This is a genomic window from Rathayibacter sp. SW19, assembly GCF_030866825.1.
GTDB classification, from domain to species: Bacteria; Actinomycetota; Actinomycetes; order Actinomycetales; family Microbacteriaceae; genus Rathayibacter_A; species Rathayibacter_A soli.
In genome coordinates this window covers 3,005,534-3,019,644 of the sequence record NZ_CP133020.1, presented here as the reverse complement: position 1 = coordinate 3,019,644, position 14,111 = coordinate 3,005,534, and the positions used below count along the sequence as shown (strand labels likewise).

Below are 14,111 nucleotides of genomic sequence, written 5' to 3'. Positions count from 1 at the left end.
CGTGGACCGCCGTGAGCAGGACCGGCAAAGCAGATCCTGAGGAGGAATTGATGCGCCGCATCGTTGGGAAGATGCGATGCGCCGTGGCGGCCACCGCTGACCGGCGCGGACGTGGGTGGGTGGTGTTGGGGCTTGGGGCCGCGATGGTGCTGGCGGTCAGCGGATGCACGGCGGGTGCCTCGGCCGAGGCGCCGACACCGGCACGGACCTCGAGCGTGACACCGGTGGCGGGGTCGGCCGCCGCGTGCGTGCCTGACCCGAAGCAGGCGGCGACGCAGAAGGACACGCAGTCGACCAAGCCGATGCCGGCGGCTGTAGTTGGCAGGTATGACGCGGCTGTCACGGCCGAGTTCGCCAAGGTGAAGGAGTCGGCGCCGTCGGTGATTGTCGGGGTGCGCAGCCCGAAGGGAACGTGGGAGAAGGCGTACGGTCTGGCGGATATCGCCACGAAGACACCGTCGTCGACGAGCATGTATCACCGGATCGGATCGGTCACCAAAACCTTTGTGGCGACGGCGGTCCTGCAGCTGGCAGAGCAGGGCAAGCTGTCGTTGGATGACCCGGTCGATGACTATGTGGCGGGCGTCCCCAACGGCTCCCACATTACGCTGCGTGAGCTGGTCACGATGACCAGTGGTCTGGGCAGCTACTCCGCCGACCCGCAGTTTGCCAGCGAGGTGCTCTCGCAGCCGGAGCGGCAGTGGACGCCGCAGGAGTTGCTCGACCAGGCGTACAGCATGCCGACGTCGTTCCCGCCGGGCACCAACATGCAGTATTCGAACACGAATTACGTCCTGCTCGGTCAGGTCATCGAATACGTGACGGGGAAGTCGTGGGAGGACGTCGTCAAAGAGCAGATCCTCAAGCCGTTGCACCTGACCTCCACGGTGCTGCCGACTGGCAACATCATGCCGAGCCCGCACACGACCGGGTACACGCATATGACGAACGAGATCGTCGGGGCGACCCCGACGAACGCGTGGACCGACGCCACTGACTTCACACCGTCGGCGACCGGGGCGGCCGGTGCGATGATCAGCCGGCTGGGTGACCTGCTCACGTGGGGGCACGCGCTTGCGACCGGTCAGGGGGTGCTGCCGGCATCCGCGCAGGTGCAACGGCTCTCGTCCTTCGCCACGATGAGTGGTATCGGTGGCACCGTGTTCTACGGCGACGGGCTCATGTGCAAGGACGGCTGGATCGGCCATTCTGGCAATATCGCCGGCTACAACACGGTGCTCCTATGCAACCCGAGCACCCAGACCACCCTCGCCATCGAAGCAACCGGAGACACCGAAACAGCCACGCCCCCGCGGGTCTACATCGAAGACGAGTTGACATCCATCCTCGCAAAGATCGCCGGGCACCCCTACCTCGCCACTGTCATGCCGCCAGACGCCGCGCAGGTGCCGGGGCTTCTCGCCCCAGACCCCTTCTCGGAGTGACAGCGCCCTCACCACGATTGCCTGTGAGATCAGCGCAATTGCCGGGCGCCTGGGGTGCTGGTGCATTTGGTCGTGCTGGTGATCCTGCGCGAGCACGCTCCTGTTTCGGCGTGAAGGGGAAGCCCCAGGCCCGGCTCCGATATCGCCGCGCTATCATACTCGTATGGCTGTGACGCGTATCAGCGAAGTGCTCAGGCAGAGGCGGCGGGATGCGGGGTTGTCGCAGCGCGATCTTGCGTTGCGTGCCGGAGTTCCGCAGCCGAACATCGCCGCCTATGAGAGCGGTCGGCGCGTTCCCGCGGCCGCGACGCTGAAGCGCCTGGAGGGCGTACTGAATATTCCGACACTCGAGCGACTTCAGGCCACACGCGAGCGGATCATCCAAGCAGCGGCAGACAGACGACTGAGTGACGTCCGGGTCTTCGGATCGGTTGCTCGAGGCGAGGCCGGCGTCGGCTCAGATCTCGACCTGCTGGTACGCCCCGATTCGGATGCGTCGGTGTTTGACCTGGCCGGGTTCATGGTTGATGTTGAAGAGATGCTCGGGCTCAGCGTTGATGTAGTCTCCGACCGGGGCCGTGGTCCAGCAATGGACCGCATCCGCGCGGAAGCCGTTCCTCTATGACCGAGGATCTCGATCGCACCCCCGCGGTCCTTGCGGATATCGCGCGCTTTGCGGCCACCGCGCGACGCGTCGTCAGTCGCGACCACGACTGCTTCATCGACCCGGACGACGACGATCAGCGCCGCATCGCCCGGTCACTCCTTGTCGACTTGTCGGCTGCTGCAGATCGGCTTCCGGAGTCCTTCCGCCAGGCTTACCCCGAGATTGACTGGCGCGGCATCCGCTCCGTTCGGAACTTTGTTGCACACGATTACCACGGCACAGACGAGGAAATCCTGTGGCAAGCGATCTCCGTACAGTTTCCGGCGATCGTCTCCGCGCTCCTGCCGACGTAGGCGCGATTGCCTCGATTCTCCGTACGTGTCCTGACCCGCGGTGTACGAACTGGAGCGGCGCTGCACATCGGTGACGCGGGCCCGCGCCGCGCGCTCGAACGGTTGGTTCTTTCGAGTCGCAAATAGCCGTTGACAGGGGTATTGCGGGCGAGGAAACTTCATCTTGGTGAGGCCTTTTCGGAAGGAACATCAGATGACGTGGCACGTTGAAGGTACGTATTTCGAGAACTGCAACTGCGACATGATCTGCCCGTGCTCGACCTCGGGTTTGACCGCGCCGGCTGACAATGAACGATGTCAGGTGGCGTTGGTATTCCACGTAGACACGGGCGACGTTGAGGGCGTAGACGTCGGCGGCCTCACCGTCTGCGTCCTCGCGGACACTCCCCAACTCATGAGCGACGGCAACTGGAAGATCGGCCTCCTGATCGATTCGGCCGCCACGAACGCGCAAGCGGATGCGTTGGGTGCCGTTTTCGGCGGCCAAAGCGGCGGTCCGATGTCAAATCTGGCGCCGCTGATCGGCGAGATGGCCGGCCAGGACTCGATGGAGATGGCGTATGCGGTCGATGGTCGGCGGCATCAGGTGAGGATCGGCAGCGCCGTGGACGTGGTCGTCGAAGACTTCGTGTCAGCCCTTGACGCGACCGGACTCGGCGTGCGAGTGAGTGGCATCGGGTTCCCCGCCGATACGCTCGCGGCCGGTACAGCCACGGCGAGTCGGGTGGACGCTTTCGGGATGACGTGGGACAACACCGGGAAGAACTCGTTCTCAGCCCCATTTGCCTGGTCGGCGTAGTGTGTCGCGGGCGGCATCCCGCACCAATGGTCGCAACGCGAGCTTGTTCGCCCTTCTCGCGTGCGCTGCTCTCGCCTGGTATCTGACCTACGTCGGACTAGCGGGGATGCCGCCTGCCCCGGGAACCATGGGACTCGGGTTGCTCGGCTTCCTGGCTGCGTGGGAATTGATGATGGCCGCGATGATGCTGCCCTCTCTGGCTCCGCTCACCACGACCTACCTCCACACGATCCGCAGCGTGAGGAGCACCGCGGTGCGAGCGGGCAGAACGGCGGCTCTCGTCGCCGGTTACCTGGTCACGTGGCTCGGGTTCGGCATCATCGCGTACGCCGTGGCGTCGCTCGCGGCTACGCTGACCGCTGACGCGCCGCGCGTTGCCCCCTGGGTCGGGGCGGGCCTGCTTGTCGCGGCCGGCATTTACCAGCTGACACCGCTGAAGGATTTCTGCCTTCGGCATTGCCGCTCACCGATGTCGTTTCTGCTGCACGTCTCGTCGTACAAGGGACGGATGCGGGACTTCCGGGTCGGCGCCTACCACGGCGCGTACTGCGTGGGTTGCTGCTGGGGGCTCATGGTCGTGCTGCTTGCGGTCGGCGTGATGAACCTGATCTGGATGGCGGCCATCGCCGCGGCCATCCTGGTAGAGAAGATGTGGACGCATGGACGAGCCTTCAGCCGACTCACCGGGGTGCTTCTGATCGCGGTCGCGCTCTTCGTTCCGGCGCACCCGGAACTCCTGCCCGGATTCCATTCGGTCATGACGATGACAGCCTGATGAATCCAGCCTGCTGGCACAGAAGGAGTATGACATGACCACGTTCAGGGAACTCCACTACGAGGAGGCGCCGCTTCTGCTGCCCAATGCCTGGGACGTCGGTTCCGCGCTGGCATTCGTTGCGGCGGGCTTCCCCGCAGTAGGCACGACGAGCTTCGGCATTGCGGCCGGTGCCGGGATGCCCGACGGCGGCCGTTCCAGCAAGACGGCAACGGTGGCGCTGGTGGCGCAATTGCGCCAGCTGCCCGTCATCATCACGGCGGACGTCGAGGACGGCTACTCCGACGATCCGGAGGAGGCGGCAGAAAACGTGGCGCAATTGGCCGCTCTGGGCGCGGCCGGAGTCAACCTCGAGGACAGTGCGAGCGGGCACCTGGTGGACTCCGCGAGCGCCGCTGACAAGATAGCCGCAGTCAAACGACGTTGTCCTGAAGTATTCGTCAATGCGCGGGTGGACAATTTCTGGTTCGGCGAAGACGCTACTGTAGACGCCGTTCTGCGCCGTGCACATTCGTATGCTGAGGCCGGGGCTGACGGTATTTTCGTGCCTGGAGTTGCGGATCCAGAGCAAATCGGTAGCATCGCCGCCGGCGTCGGATTGCCGGTCAACGTGCTGGCGCACCCTTCGCTGACTGTGGCCGAACTGGGGGAACTCGGAGTTAGGCGGGTGAGTTCCGGCTCCTTGCCCTACCGCGCAGCCGTGGACGCCGCTGTGAGTGTTCTCAACGCGCTGCGCGACGGAAAACAATTGCCGAGCGCGACTCCGTATTGGGAAATGCAGTCGCGCCTCCTGGCGTTCGGCCAGCGCTTGGCGGGCTGAAAACAGATCGCTCCATTCACGGTTGATCGGTCTTCTCGGTGCTGCGGCTGCGGAACTTGCGGACTTTGGCCAAGTTGCCGCAGTCTGCCATGTCGCACCAGATGCGGGAGCGATTGCGGGACGCGTCGTAGAACGCTTCCAGGCAATCGTCGGCAGGACACAGCTTGACGCGATCCCAGTCACCTGTCGCAACAAGCTCGACCGCTTCGGCCATCGCAGCCTGCGCGATGTCGGCTGGCGCGAGCCGAGGCCGACCCGTCTGATCAAGACGCACGGCGACGGCGATCGCCGGTAAAGGGCCGCGTTGTCCGCGAAGTGCGGCACGGATGGCGTCGCGAACCTCCCGAGTCCTCTCCCGGTCCCCAGGCTGGAACCCGTGTGAGCGAGACCACCGCGCAAAAGATTCGGCGCTGTCGAGCAGATCGATGCCTGCTTCGATATCGACGGTGTTCAGCAAGTTGATCAGCACCGCGGCGCGATCAGATTGTGCGGGCACGGCACAAGTATAACCTGGTTTGTAACCAGTTACTTCAGTACAGTGGTTACATGATTGTGAGTGCCGGGATTGCGTTGGCCTCTGCCGTGATCTATGGCATTTCAGACTTCTTCGGCGGCATAGCGTCGCGTCGCATCCGTGTGTTGCCAACCACGACGACGACGTACCTGGTCGCGCTGGTGGTTCTTCTGCTTGGTCTTCTTGCCACGGGCGGAACCTGGTCGGCCGCCGCCGTGCTCGCGGGGAGCCAGGCGGGAGGTTTCGCGCTCGTCGGATTTCTGGCGTTCTACGCGGCCATCGCCATCGGGCCGATGAGCCTGGTTTCACCAGTGATTGCGATGCTCGAGGCCGTCGTGCCCGTTGCAGTTGCCGTTGTCATCGGAGAGCGTTTGACGTGGTGGGTGTGGCTATCGATCGTTCTCGTCGTGGTCAGCGGCGTTCTGGTCTCGCTTCAACGTTCTGAGCGTGCGGCTCCACTGCGGCCCAAGACGGCAGCATTGACACTAGTGGCAGGCATCGCCTTAGGACTGTCAATCGTTGCACTGAACGGGGCACCCCGCGAATCCCGGCTCATTCCGGGTATTGCGGAGCTGGTGGTGGGCCTTCTGCTCCTGTTAGTCGTGAAGGTGCTGGTGACCTCGGCCGCCGCAGGACGCTGGCTCGGAGCGCTGCTCGATGATAGTGCCGGCAGCGATGAGCCGGCCACACCGGTGCGTTGGCGCGGCATCGCGATCGCTTGCCTCGGCGGTCTGTTGCTTGGGGTAGCGAACATCCTGTTGATCTTTGCGCTGCAATCGGGAAGCCTTGCGGTGGTCGGCGTCTTGGTCAGCTTGTATCCCGTGACTACGATCGTCATCGCGCGCCTCGTATTGAAAGAGACGATGGCGCCGGTGCAGGTCTTCGGCGTTGTGCTGGCGATCCTCGCCTCCGCAAGCCTCACGCTGTCCTGACGTCGCCAGGTTGACGAGCCCCGCTAATCGGCGAGCGGCACCGCTTCGGCGCTTGTTGTGGTTTTCTGCCCGGATTCAGTCTCAGCCGGCTGCGTGAGCCCGGCGAGCGCTGCGCGCCCCGGCATGAACGAGACGGCCACGAGCATCCCGATCGCAAGGGCGACGATCGCGAGAAAGACCAGGTGGGTGCCCGCGACCAGGTCGACGACGGAAGGTGTTCCGGCCGCGCCGCCCGCGCTCGCATTCACGATCGCACCGAACACGGCCACGCCGACCGCGCTGCCGACAGATCGGGCGAACATGTTGTTGCCGGTGACGACACCGCGCACGTCCCAGTCGACGCTGGCCTGCGCCGCGATCAGCGTCGGTGTCGCGACAGGCCCCATCCCCGCCCCGATGATTGCGCAGAACAGCGCGATCTCCCAGACCTGCGAGCGGGTGCCGAGCATCAGCATGAGGATGCTTCCGGCCAGCACGAATGCCGTGCCGATGAGCGCTGTCGCGCGAAAACCGATCCTCAGGTAGAACCGGCCCGCGAGGGCTGCGGTGATTGGCCAACCCAGGGTGAGGAACGCCAGGGCAAAACCCGCAACCAGTGCGCTCGTTCCGAGCACCACCTGCGCGAACGTCGGCAGATACGACGACAGCCCGATCACGATAGCGCCGACGACGGCCGATGCGAGGGTGCTCGTGAGCAGCACGCGCCGGCTGAAGACCCAGAGCGGCAGAATCGGATGCTTCACTCGCGTTTCGACGACGACGAATGCCACCAGCAGGGCGGCAGCCAGCACGAAGATGCCGACGCCCCACACGGAGCCCCAAGCCCACGACACACCGCCTTCGAGCAGCCCGAGGATCAGCAGTGTTGTTCCGCCGGTCAGCAGCACGGCTCCTGGGTAGTCGATTTTCTGTTCCTGCTTCGCCGCCCTCTCATGGAAAGTGCGCCAGATCATGAAGCCCGCGAGGAGACAGATCGGAACGTTCACGTAGAAAATCCAGCGCCACGACAGATAGTCCGAGAATATGCCGCCGATCGCCGGACCGATCACAGACGCGAGCCCCCAGACGGCGGCCAGATAGCCCTGAACCTTGGCGCGCTCCGCGACGGTGTACACATCGCCCGCGATAGTCATGCTCATCGGCGCAACTGCGCCCGCACCGATGCCTTGAATCGCTCGAAACAGGATCAACACGGGCATGCTCCATGCCAGCCCGCTGAGCACCGATCCGAGCAGGAAGACCGCGATGCCGAAGAGCATCACCGGCTTGCGGCCGAAGATGTCGGCGAACCGGCCGTACAGCGGCACGGTCACGGCCTGGGCGAGCAGGTAGATCGAGAACAACCACGGAAACTGGCTGAAACCGCCGAGGTCTTTCACCACAGACGGTACGGCCGTGGCGATGATCGTCGAGTCCAGCGCGACCAATGCCGTCGCAAGCATCAGGGCGGTCAACAGCGGTCCCCGTTCGGACCGCAACCCGACTCCGGTGCGTGTGCTCGAGCTCATGGATTCCTTCCAGGGTGCTCAAGCTACAAGCCACTGCAAAAGGCTCGTATTCCCTGCCGAACGGAAGTCGTCACGCTTCGGCCGCGCGGTGCCGCGCCGTGTGCGTCGTGCGCTCCAAGGAAGCCGAGGGCACGAAGGTGACTGAGGTCGCCAACCCGGCGTCCGGAACGTAACGGTCCAGGGACATCAGCCATTCGTCCGGTGGTTCCGGCCACCAGCGGCCCGGCGGCAGGCGGCTGAGTGCGCCTCCGACGCCGGCGGCGGATGCCGCGCACGGTACCACTCGACTCGGTGCGACCGACGCGAGCGCACCGAACCACCAGTGCTTTGAGGTGGGGGACAGAGCATCCGGATCGAGAACGAGGTAATAGTCTGGCAGCGCGGTGGCCTCGCTGCTGAGAGTGGCGCGCGTCTCAAGAACTGCCACTTCGATGGTGCCGAACGGCGCAGTCTCGTCGAAGAACCCGACCCAAGCGTGCTGCACTGCCTCCAGCGGATCGCGATCATGCACCAAATAGGCGGTGTGGGCCCGGCTGACGAACTCGCGCTCCGAGACGGACGAATCCGCCCGGATTGACGCCGCGCGAACGTTGGGCAGCGTGTCAAGCTCGGCGAGAATCGCATCCGTCACCGCTCCGACGAGGATCACCACGGTGCTGTTGGGCTTGCGCACGCTCCTCAGTCTAGATTTATCGCGAGTGCGCGCGGCCTCCGTCACGCGAGTGCGTCCGAATGGTCGCGATGAGCGCCGGCGCCCGGCCGCGTAGCAGCCACTTGGACGCACTCGGCGCTGCGCGAAGGGTGCATGCGGCATCGGGGCGCTGACCGATGGAGTCGCCGCGAAGACCGTGCACGTAAGCTGAGACGGTGAGTCCTGCTACACCGGTCGCGTCGAACCGTTTCGAGTTGACGCTTCGCAGACCGAGGCTGCCCTGGCATCCCAAACCGACGGTCGTGTTCAACGGTCGCGGCCAGCCGGCGCAGTGGGGCACAGGAACGTGGCGGTACCCGGAGGGCGGCAATCTGACCGTCTCCGTCTATTTGCACAACCGGATGTGGACGTACGGATCCGCTCGCGCGACACTCGACCCGGACCACCCTGCCGCTCTCGTCTATTCCGCTCCCGTGTTGCCGTTTATGTCGGGCCGGCTCCGGAGTGTGCCACAACTCACTGCGCATTCATAGCTCGCGTTGGCCCGTTCACATCGATGGGGCGGATACTGAAGATCAGTTCGAAGGCGACAAGGCGGCTACGCAGCTGCGAAAGGGATGACGCGCATGATCAGGCACGGATTCGGCGGCATGGTCGGTATGTGGCCGTTGATGGCTGTCGGGATGCTGCTACTCGCGGGAATCGTGGTGCTGATCGTTCTGCTCATCATCCGATTTGCGCGTGGCGATCGCAGCGTGATGCTGCAAGGCGGCCCTCAAGCGGCTGGACCGGAACTGAGCCCGGCTCGCAAGATCCTCGACGAGCGATACGCGCGCGGCGACATCGACGACGAAGAATACCGGCGACGGCGCGAGACGCTGACGTAGGGCAAGCTCGGTCACGGCGCAAGCTCGATGACGGTCATGCCCGCGTGCGAAGCGGCATCCATTGTCGCCAACGCCCGCGGTGCTTGCTCGAGCGTGATCGTGCGACCGACCAGACGCCCGGGGTCGATGCGGCCGTCGGCGATCGCGGCGAGCATCGCCGGGTACTCGTGTGCGGCCATCCCGTGGCTGCCGCGGATCTCCCACTCGTTGGCGATCACGTCTGCCATCGGCACGCCGACGATCGCGTCGGCGCCTGCCAGCAGCCCAACCTGCACGTGGCGGCCACGTTTGCGCAGGTTGCGGATCGAGCTTTCGCACGTGGCGGCGCTGCCGTACGTGTCGAGCGAAAGGTGGGCCCCGCCGCCTGTCAGCTCTCGAACGACGGATGCCGTCTCGCCGCGAGCCTGCACCGTGACCGCCCCAAGCTCCCCGGCGCGTGCGAGCGCATCGTGAGACACGTCGATGGCCACGACCTGCGCACCTGCTGCGATGGCAATCATGATCGCAGACAGCCCGACCCCGCCGCAGCCGTGCACGGCCACCCACTCGCCGGGCGCGACGCGCCCCTGCGCCATGACGGCGCGGTACGCGGTGGCGAACCGGCAGCCGAGAGCCGCTGCGGCCACGAAATCCAGGGTCTCCGGCAGAGCGATCAGATTGGTGTCGGCGTGGGCGATCGAGACGAGCTCGGCAAATGAACCCCAGTGCGTGAATCCGGGCTGCTCTTGGTTATCGCACACTTGGCTGTTGCCGGCCGCGCACTGCTCGCACTGTCCGCAGGCGCAGATGAACGGTACTGTCACGCGGTCGCCGGGCACCCACTTCCTGACAGCACTGCCGACCTCTTCGACGAATCCGGCGAGTTCATGTCCAGGAACGTGGGGGAGCCGGATGCCGGGGTCGTGACCCATCCAGCCGTGCCAATCGCTCCGGCACAACCCGGTGGCCTGCACCCGGATGATCGCACCGTCCGGCGCACACTGTGGCGCAGACACGTCCGCGAGGCACGGCTGCTCCCCGAATCGTTCAAACAGCACCGCGCGCATCCGGATCGGTTTCCTCCCTGGCCAAGCGACGCCGACGGATCGATGTCACGCGGGCAACTCGGCCGCGTCCAGTTTGGCAGGCTTGCCGGGTCGTTCCATTTTGACGAGCACGATTCCGCCGACGATGAGCGCCCCGCCTGCGGCCTGCAGCAGGGTCGGCACCTCGCCGAGCACCCACCAGGCGAACAGGATGGCGAACAGGACTTCGAGCAGTCCGACGAACGATGCGACCCTGGAGCCGAGCTTGCCGGCGGCAAGAATTCCCGCGAGGTACGCGAACGCGGTGGAAACGATCACGACGACCCCCATCGGGATCAGCCACGAGACGCCCGCGTGGCCGAGCAGCGTGACAGGGGTGAACGCGAAGGTGAACGGAAGCAGGCGGGCGCTGCCCACAACGGTCAGGGCGATCGCACCGACGAGCAAACCAGAACACACCACGACGACCGGCGGAAGCGGGTCAGTGGGAAGGGCCGACAATAGAAAATAGCCCGCGACACAGACCGCGGCGCCGAGTGCGAAGACGACACCGAGCACGTCGAGACCGCCGGCACCGGACGGATTGATCACCAGCAGCAGGCCGACGATGCTCAAGACGGCGCCAGCGATCACGAGAACCGTTGGCGGGATGCGGGTGCGCGCCCAGGCCAGCAGCACCAGCAGGATCGGGGCCGAGTACTCGATCAGAAGAGCGATGCCCACCGGCAGTCGCTCGATTGCTGCGAAATAGAGCACCTGGGTGCCGACGACGGCGATGATGCCGTAGGCGACAATCAACTTCCACCGCGCCAGCAGGAGTCTGTACCGCCCGTGGAGGGCGATCAGTGCTGGGATCAGCAGCACGAGTCCGCCGCCGCCCGCACGCACGGCTACCGCGGCTGCGGGGGACCAACCGGCCTCGAGCAGTGGTTTCACGAAGGCGCCGCTGGTGCCGAATGCCGCGGCCGAGGCGAGAGCGAGGATCAGAGTCGACGCGCGTGTGCGCTCGGCGACTTCTCGATTCTCGGTTGTCATGGCCACCGGCCGCTCCAGTCATGTCATGAGTAAAATGAGGTACGGTAGTGACACTAGTTTAGGAGCCTGTCAGGAGTCAATATGCTCTTCGCCTATGACACGAACGTGATGCTCAACTTCATGGCGGCGCTGATCAACACGGAGCCCGGCGCGTCCGGCTCCGGCGAGGACGAGCTGTCAACTCTCGATCAACTGACCGAACTGACGGAGCGATTCGGCTATGCGGCGCGCACGGATCACAACGCGGAGGAGCTCAGCGCGATCCGCCGAGTGCGCACGGAACTTCGCGGATTCTGGGGCCTTGACCGCGATCACGCCGCCGAGCGGGTGAACGAGATTCTGCGCGAAGAACGCGCCCTACCGCAGCTGGCAAGGCACGAGGGCTGGGACTGGCATATTCATGCGACGCCGACCGGCGCGCCCCTGGTCAGCCAGATGCGCGTCGAGGCCGCAATGGCGCTCATCGATGTGATCCGCGCCAATGAGACCGAGCGGTTACGAGACTGCGCTGCAGACGACTGCACTGCCGTGCTCGTCGACCTCTCACGCAATCGATCGAAGCGCTATTGCGATGTGGGAAACTGCGGCAACCGCATGAATGTCAATGCGTATCGCGCGCGCCGCGCATCCGCTCAGCAGCGAATCAGCCGAGGCCGATGAGCACGCCCGGCTACGCGGCGCCGACGGTCAGCCCGGCGCAGATCAGTTCTGCCAAGGCGGGCAGGTCGTCCGCGTCGTCTTCGTGCTTGGGTTCGCTGCCCCGATGTGCGAGCGGGCGCACTGTCAATATCGCCACCCAGGCCTGTGCTGCCGCGCGCAAGGGCGCAGCGGCGAGCGGTCTCACGACGCTTGCTTGAAGCACGTGCTCGATCACGGCCTGCACATGCGTGCGGTGTTCGAGCAGGTGCGCGAGCACTTCGGGGTGCGTGTGTTGCTCGCGCTGGATGATGATGCGCACGACGTCGGAGGCGCTTTGCAACTCGTACAGCTTCTTCGTCACGTTCAGCAGCGAACGCACCGGGTTCCCCTTTTCGACCAGTGGTGCCGTGTCGACCGGTTCGAGATCCAGACGTTCGGAGACGAGCGTACGCAACAGGTCCGATTTCGCGGGGAAGTAGTAGAACAGCAGCCCTTTCGGAACCGCCGCGAGCCTTGCGATCGCCGACGTCGCGGTCGCGGCAAAACCATGCATGGCGAACAGGTGCTCCGCGGCATCCAATATGCGCGTGCGCGCTGCCAGTGCGTCATCCATAGGATTCCTCACTGCTCAACAGCGGCGCGTAGGGCGGTCGAACCGCCCCGCGCGCTCCTGTTCTCGGGGGTTCGATTGATCAGTGCGGAATCGCCTTGTGGTGCGTCCGCATGGTCGGCTGCAGCGCGAGCAGTGCTACGACGATCGCGACTCCGCCGCAGATCCACGACGTCCAGGCGGCTCCCATCGAGCTCGTGTAGACACCCGCCCACGGCGAGATGAACAGCAGCACCCCGATGACGCCTTGCACCCACTCCATCCGCATCATGCCGGGCGCTGCGAGGTTCCACAGCCCGGAAATGATCAGCAGAACACCGAGCACGAGCATGAGCGCGACGGATGCGCCCGCCGATGCGGTCCAGATCGTTGCCAAAGCGGCGTACAAACCAGCGGCAACAGCCACCCAGTCTTCCCACCGTGTCCATTTCTTCATTGAGACCAGCCTCCTTGTAAACAGGTCAACAGCTGGCTCCCTTTCGAAAAGGGGGTCGACTTCATTGTATTCCTAATACTGACTGACCGCCCGGTCAAATCGTCAAGAGTATTTTCCCGGTGTGAGCGGATGACTCCATGCGGCGGTGCGCGTCGGCCGCGCGTTCGAGCGGGAAGACACTGTCGACGATCGGCCGTACTCGCCCGCTCTCGACCAGCGGCCAGACGTTGGCGCGAACCTCAGCGATGATTTCCGCGCGCTCGGCGAAGGGCCGCGCACGCACCGTCGTGCCCCAGATCAGGCCGCGCTTCACCATCAGTGCGTTGATCGAGATCGTCGAGTCTGCCCCGCTGCGATTCGCGATCGACATGATGCGACCACCGAGCGCCAGTGCCCTGATGTCGCGCGCGATGTAGTCGCCGCCGACCATGTCGAGCACGACGTCCACGCCGGCGCCGCCCGTGATGTCCTTGACCCGTTCGACGAAGTCATCGGTGCGGTAGTTGACCCCCACGGCACCTAGCGACCGGCAGAACTCCACCTTGTCATCGGTGCCGGCGGTCGCGATCACCGGTGACCCGAGGGCAACCGCCAGCTGGATCGCCATGGTGCCGATGCCGCTCGATCCGCCGTGCACCAAGAGGGTTTCGCCGGCGGTCAAGCGCGCGGCCATGAAGACATTCGACCAGACAGTGGCCGCGACCTCGGGCAATCCGGCCGCCTCGACGAGGTCGATACCGGCGGGTGCCGGGAGCACTAGCTGGGCGTCGACCGCGACACGCTCGGAATATCCGCCACCGCCGAGCAGCGCGCACACCCTGTCTCCGACAGCGAAACCGGTCACCTCTGCCCCGAGCCCGGCGACCGTTCCGGACACCTCAAGGCCCGGCCATGTCGGGGCGCCTGCCGGCGAGGGATAGAACCCTTGCCGTTGCGCGATATCCGCCCCGTTGACTCCCGCCGCAGCGACGTCGATGAGCACGTCGTCCGGCCGCGGCGTCGGTTCATCCACCTGGGTAAGCGTGAGTACGTCCGGGCCGCCCGGTGTGGGAACGGTCACCGCTTGCATCAGTC

18 protein-coding genes are annotated in these 14,111 nt (G+C 65.2%); 10 read left to right on the top strand and 8 right to left on the bottom strand.

What is annotated here, in order from left to right; genetic code table 11:
- Window positions 1-50 precede the first annotated feature (50 nt).
- The 6 genes from QU604_RS14110 to QU604_RS14085 all read left to right on the top strand — a co-directional run bounded on the left by QU604_RS14110 (window position 51) and on the right by QU604_RS14085 (window position 4,799).
- Window positions 51-1,445 (top strand): serine hydrolase domain-containing protein, encoded by a 1,395-nt coding sequence (locus QU604_RS14110; protein ID WP_308465259.1) that lies wholly within the window; start codon window positions 51-53, stop codon window positions 1,443-1,445.
- A 163-nt stretch (window positions 1,446-1,608) separates the two neighbouring features.
- The gene (locus tag QU604_RS14105; RefSeq protein ID WP_308465258.1) at window positions 1,609-2,070 is read left to right on the top strand and encodes a helix-turn-helix domain-containing protein; all 462 of its coding nucleotides are present in this window, start codon (window positions 1,609-1,611) and stop codon (window positions 2,068-2,070) included.
- Window positions 2,067-2,405 carry a HepT-like ribonuclease domain-containing protein gene (locus QU604_RS14100; RefSeq protein ID WP_308465257.1) on the top strand — a complete coding sequence of 113 codons (339 nt, stop codon included), beginning with the start codon at window positions 2,067-2,069 and terminating at the stop codon, window positions 2,403-2,405. Before QU604_RS14105 ends, QU604_RS14100 begins: the two co-directional genes overlap by 4 nt.
- A gap of 193 nt (window positions 2,406-2,598) precedes the next feature.
- Complete coding sequence (locus tag QU604_RS14095; protein ID WP_308465256.1) at window positions 2,599-3,204, top strand: DUF1326 domain-containing protein; 606 nt, start codon at window positions 2,599-2,601, stop codon at window positions 3,202-3,204.
- Between the two features lie 43 nt (window positions 3,205-3,247).
- Window positions 3,248-3,979 (top strand): DUF2182 domain-containing protein, encoded by a 732-nt coding sequence (locus QU604_RS14090; RefSeq protein ID WP_308465255.1) that lies wholly within the window; start codon window positions 3,248-3,250, stop codon window positions 3,977-3,979.
- A 34-nt stretch (window positions 3,980-4,013) separates the two neighbouring features.
- A complete protein-coding gene (locus QU604_RS14085) occupies window positions 4,014-4,799 on the top strand; it encodes an isocitrate lyase/PEP mutase family protein (protein WP_308465254.1) in 786 nt (261 codons plus the stop codon).
- Window positions 4,800-4,815: 16 nt separating this feature from the next.
- On the opposite strand, the gene QU604_RS14080 is transcribed toward QU604_RS14085, so the two are convergent.
- Window positions 4,816-5,295, bottom strand: coding sequence for a CGNR zinc finger domain-containing protein (locus tag QU604_RS14080; RefSeq protein ID WP_308465253.1), 480 nt, complete (start codon window positions 5,293-5,295; stop codon window positions 4,816-4,818).
- 50 nt (window positions 5,296-5,345) lie between these two features.
- On the opposite strand from QU604_RS14080, the gene QU604_RS14075 reads away from it, so the two are divergent.
- Window positions 5,346-6,245, top strand: a complete 900-nt coding sequence (locus QU604_RS14075; RefSeq protein ID WP_308465252.1) for an EamA family transporter — start codon at window positions 5,346-5,348, stop codon at window positions 6,243-6,245.
- A gap of 23 nt (window positions 6,246-6,268) precedes the next feature.
- Here the strand turns inward: QU604_RS14075 and QU604_RS14070 are convergent, their stop codons facing one another.
- Together QU604_RS14070 and QU604_RS14065 are read right to left on the bottom strand one after the other, a co-directional pair.
- Entirely contained in the window at window positions 6,269-7,753 is a 1,485-nt protein-coding gene (locus tag QU604_RS14070; RefSeq protein ID WP_308465251.1) for an MDR family MFS transporter, read from the bottom strand.
- 70 nt (window positions 7,754-7,823) lie between these two features.
- Window positions 7,824-8,426 (bottom strand): hypothetical protein, encoded by a 603-nt coding sequence (locus tag QU604_RS14065; RefSeq protein ID WP_308465250.1) that lies wholly within the window; start codon window positions 8,424-8,426, stop codon window positions 7,824-7,826.
- A 194-nt stretch (window positions 8,427-8,620) separates the two neighbouring features.
- Between QU604_RS14065 and QU604_RS14060 the strand changes: the two genes are divergently transcribed.
- Window positions 8,621-8,938: a hypothetical protein gene (locus QU604_RS14060; protein WP_308465248.1), complete on the top strand. Its 318-nt coding sequence runs from the start codon at window positions 8,621-8,623 to the stop codon at window positions 8,936-8,938.
- Between the two features lie 93 nt (window positions 8,939-9,031).
- Window positions 9,032-9,292 (top strand): SHOCT domain-containing protein, encoded by a 261-nt coding sequence (locus tag QU604_RS14055; RefSeq protein ID WP_308465247.1) that lies wholly within the window; start codon window positions 9,032-9,034, stop codon window positions 9,290-9,292.
- An 11-nt stretch (window positions 9,293-9,303) separates the two neighbouring features.
- Here QU604_RS14055 and QU604_RS14050 read toward each other — a convergent pair whose 3' ends face one another.
- Together QU604_RS14050 and QU604_RS14045 are read right to left on the bottom strand one after the other, a co-directional pair.
- Window positions 9,304-10,338, bottom strand: a complete 1,035-nt coding sequence (locus QU604_RS14050) for a zinc-dependent alcohol dehydrogenase family protein (RefSeq protein WP_308465245.1) — start codon at window positions 10,336-10,338, stop codon at window positions 9,304-9,306.
- A 45-nt stretch (window positions 10,339-10,383) separates the two neighbouring features.
- Window positions 10,384-11,352: an EamA family transporter gene (locus tag QU604_RS14045; protein ID WP_308468927.1), complete on the bottom strand. Its 969-nt coding sequence runs from the start codon at window positions 11,350-11,352 to the stop codon at window positions 10,384-10,386.
- A gap of 81 nt (window positions 11,353-11,433) precedes the next feature.
- Here QU604_RS14045 and QU604_RS14040 point away from each other — a divergent pair, with 81 nt between their 5' ends.
- Window positions 11,434-12,012 (top strand): CGNR zinc finger domain-containing protein, encoded by a 579-nt coding sequence (locus QU604_RS14040; protein ID WP_308465244.1) that lies wholly within the window; start codon window positions 11,434-11,436, stop codon window positions 12,010-12,012.
- Between the two features lie 10 nt (window positions 12,013-12,022).
- Here the strand turns inward: QU604_RS14040 and QU604_RS14035 are convergent, their stop codons facing one another.
- From QU604_RS14035 to QU604_RS14025, 3 genes are all read right to left on the bottom strand, one after another.
- Entirely contained in the window at window positions 12,023-12,604 is a 582-nt protein-coding gene (locus QU604_RS14035; RefSeq protein ID WP_308465243.1) for a TetR/AcrR family transcriptional regulator, read from the bottom strand.
- Between the two features lie 79 nt (window positions 12,605-12,683).
- A complete protein-coding gene (locus QU604_RS14030) occupies window positions 12,684-13,037 on the bottom strand; it encodes an SPW repeat protein (RefSeq protein WP_308465242.1) in 354 nt (117 codons plus the stop codon).
- A gap of 94 nt (window positions 13,038-13,131) precedes the next feature.
- Window positions 13,132-14,106, bottom strand: coding sequence for an NAD(P)H-quinone oxidoreductase (locus tag QU604_RS14025; protein ID WP_308468926.1), 975 nt, complete (start codon window positions 14,104-14,106; stop codon window positions 13,132-13,134).
- Window positions 14,107-14,111 lie beyond the last annotated feature (5 nt).

Bases quoted from the DNA above. Each gene is read 5' to 3' on its own strand.
- QU604_RS14085 (WP_308465254.1), top strand. From the start codon at position 4,014: ATGACCACGTTCAGGGAACTCCACTACGAGGAGGCGCCGCTTCTGCTG.
- QU604_RS14040 (WP_308465244.1), top strand. From the start codon at position 11,434: ATGCTCTTCGCCTATGACACGAACGTGATGCTCAACTTCATGGCGGCG.
- QU604_RS14105 (WP_308465258.1), top strand. From the start codon at position 1,609: ATGGCTGTGACGCGTATCAGCGAAGTGCTCAGGCAGAGGCGGCGGGAT.
- QU604_RS14100 (WP_308465257.1), top strand. From the start codon at position 2,067: ATGACCGAGGATCTCGATCGCACCCCCGCGGTCCTTGCGGATATCGCG.
- QU604_RS14030 (WP_308465242.1), bottom strand. From the start codon at position 13,037: ATGAAGAAATGGACACGGTGGGAAGACTGGGTGGCTGTTGCCGCTGGT.
- QU604_RS14095 (WP_308465256.1), top strand. From the start codon at position 2,599: ATGACGTGGCACGTTGAAGGTACGTATTTCGAGAACTGCAACTGCGAC.
- QU604_RS14055 (WP_308465247.1), top strand. From the start codon at position 9,032: ATGATCAGGCACGGATTCGGCGGCATGGTCGGTATGTGGCCGTTGATG.
- QU604_RS14045 (WP_308468927.1), bottom strand. From the start codon at position 11,352: ATGACAACCGAGAATCGAGAAGTCGCCGAGCGCACACGCGCGTCGACT.
- QU604_RS14110 (WP_308465259.1), top strand. From the start codon at position 51: ATGCGCCGCATCGTTGGGAAGATGCGATGCGCCGTGGCGGCCACCGCT.
- QU604_RS14075 (WP_308465252.1), top strand. From the start codon at position 5,346: ATGATTGTGAGTGCCGGGATTGCGTTGGCCTCTGCCGTGATCTATGGC.
- QU604_RS14035 (WP_308465243.1), bottom strand. From the start codon at position 12,604: ATGGATGACGCACTGGCAGCGCGCACGCGCATATTGGATGCCGCGGAG.
- QU604_RS14070 (WP_308465251.1), bottom strand. From the start codon at position 7,753: ATGAGCTCGAGCACACGCACCGGAGTCGGGTTGCGGTCCGAACGGGGA.
- QU604_RS14050 (WP_308465245.1), bottom strand. From the start codon at position 10,338: ATGCGCGCGGTGCTGTTTGAACGATTCGGGGAGCAGCCGTGCCTCGCG.
- QU604_RS14025 (WP_308468926.1), bottom strand. From the start codon at position 14,106: ATGCAAGCGGTGACCGTTCCCACACCGGGCGGCCCGGACGTACTCACG.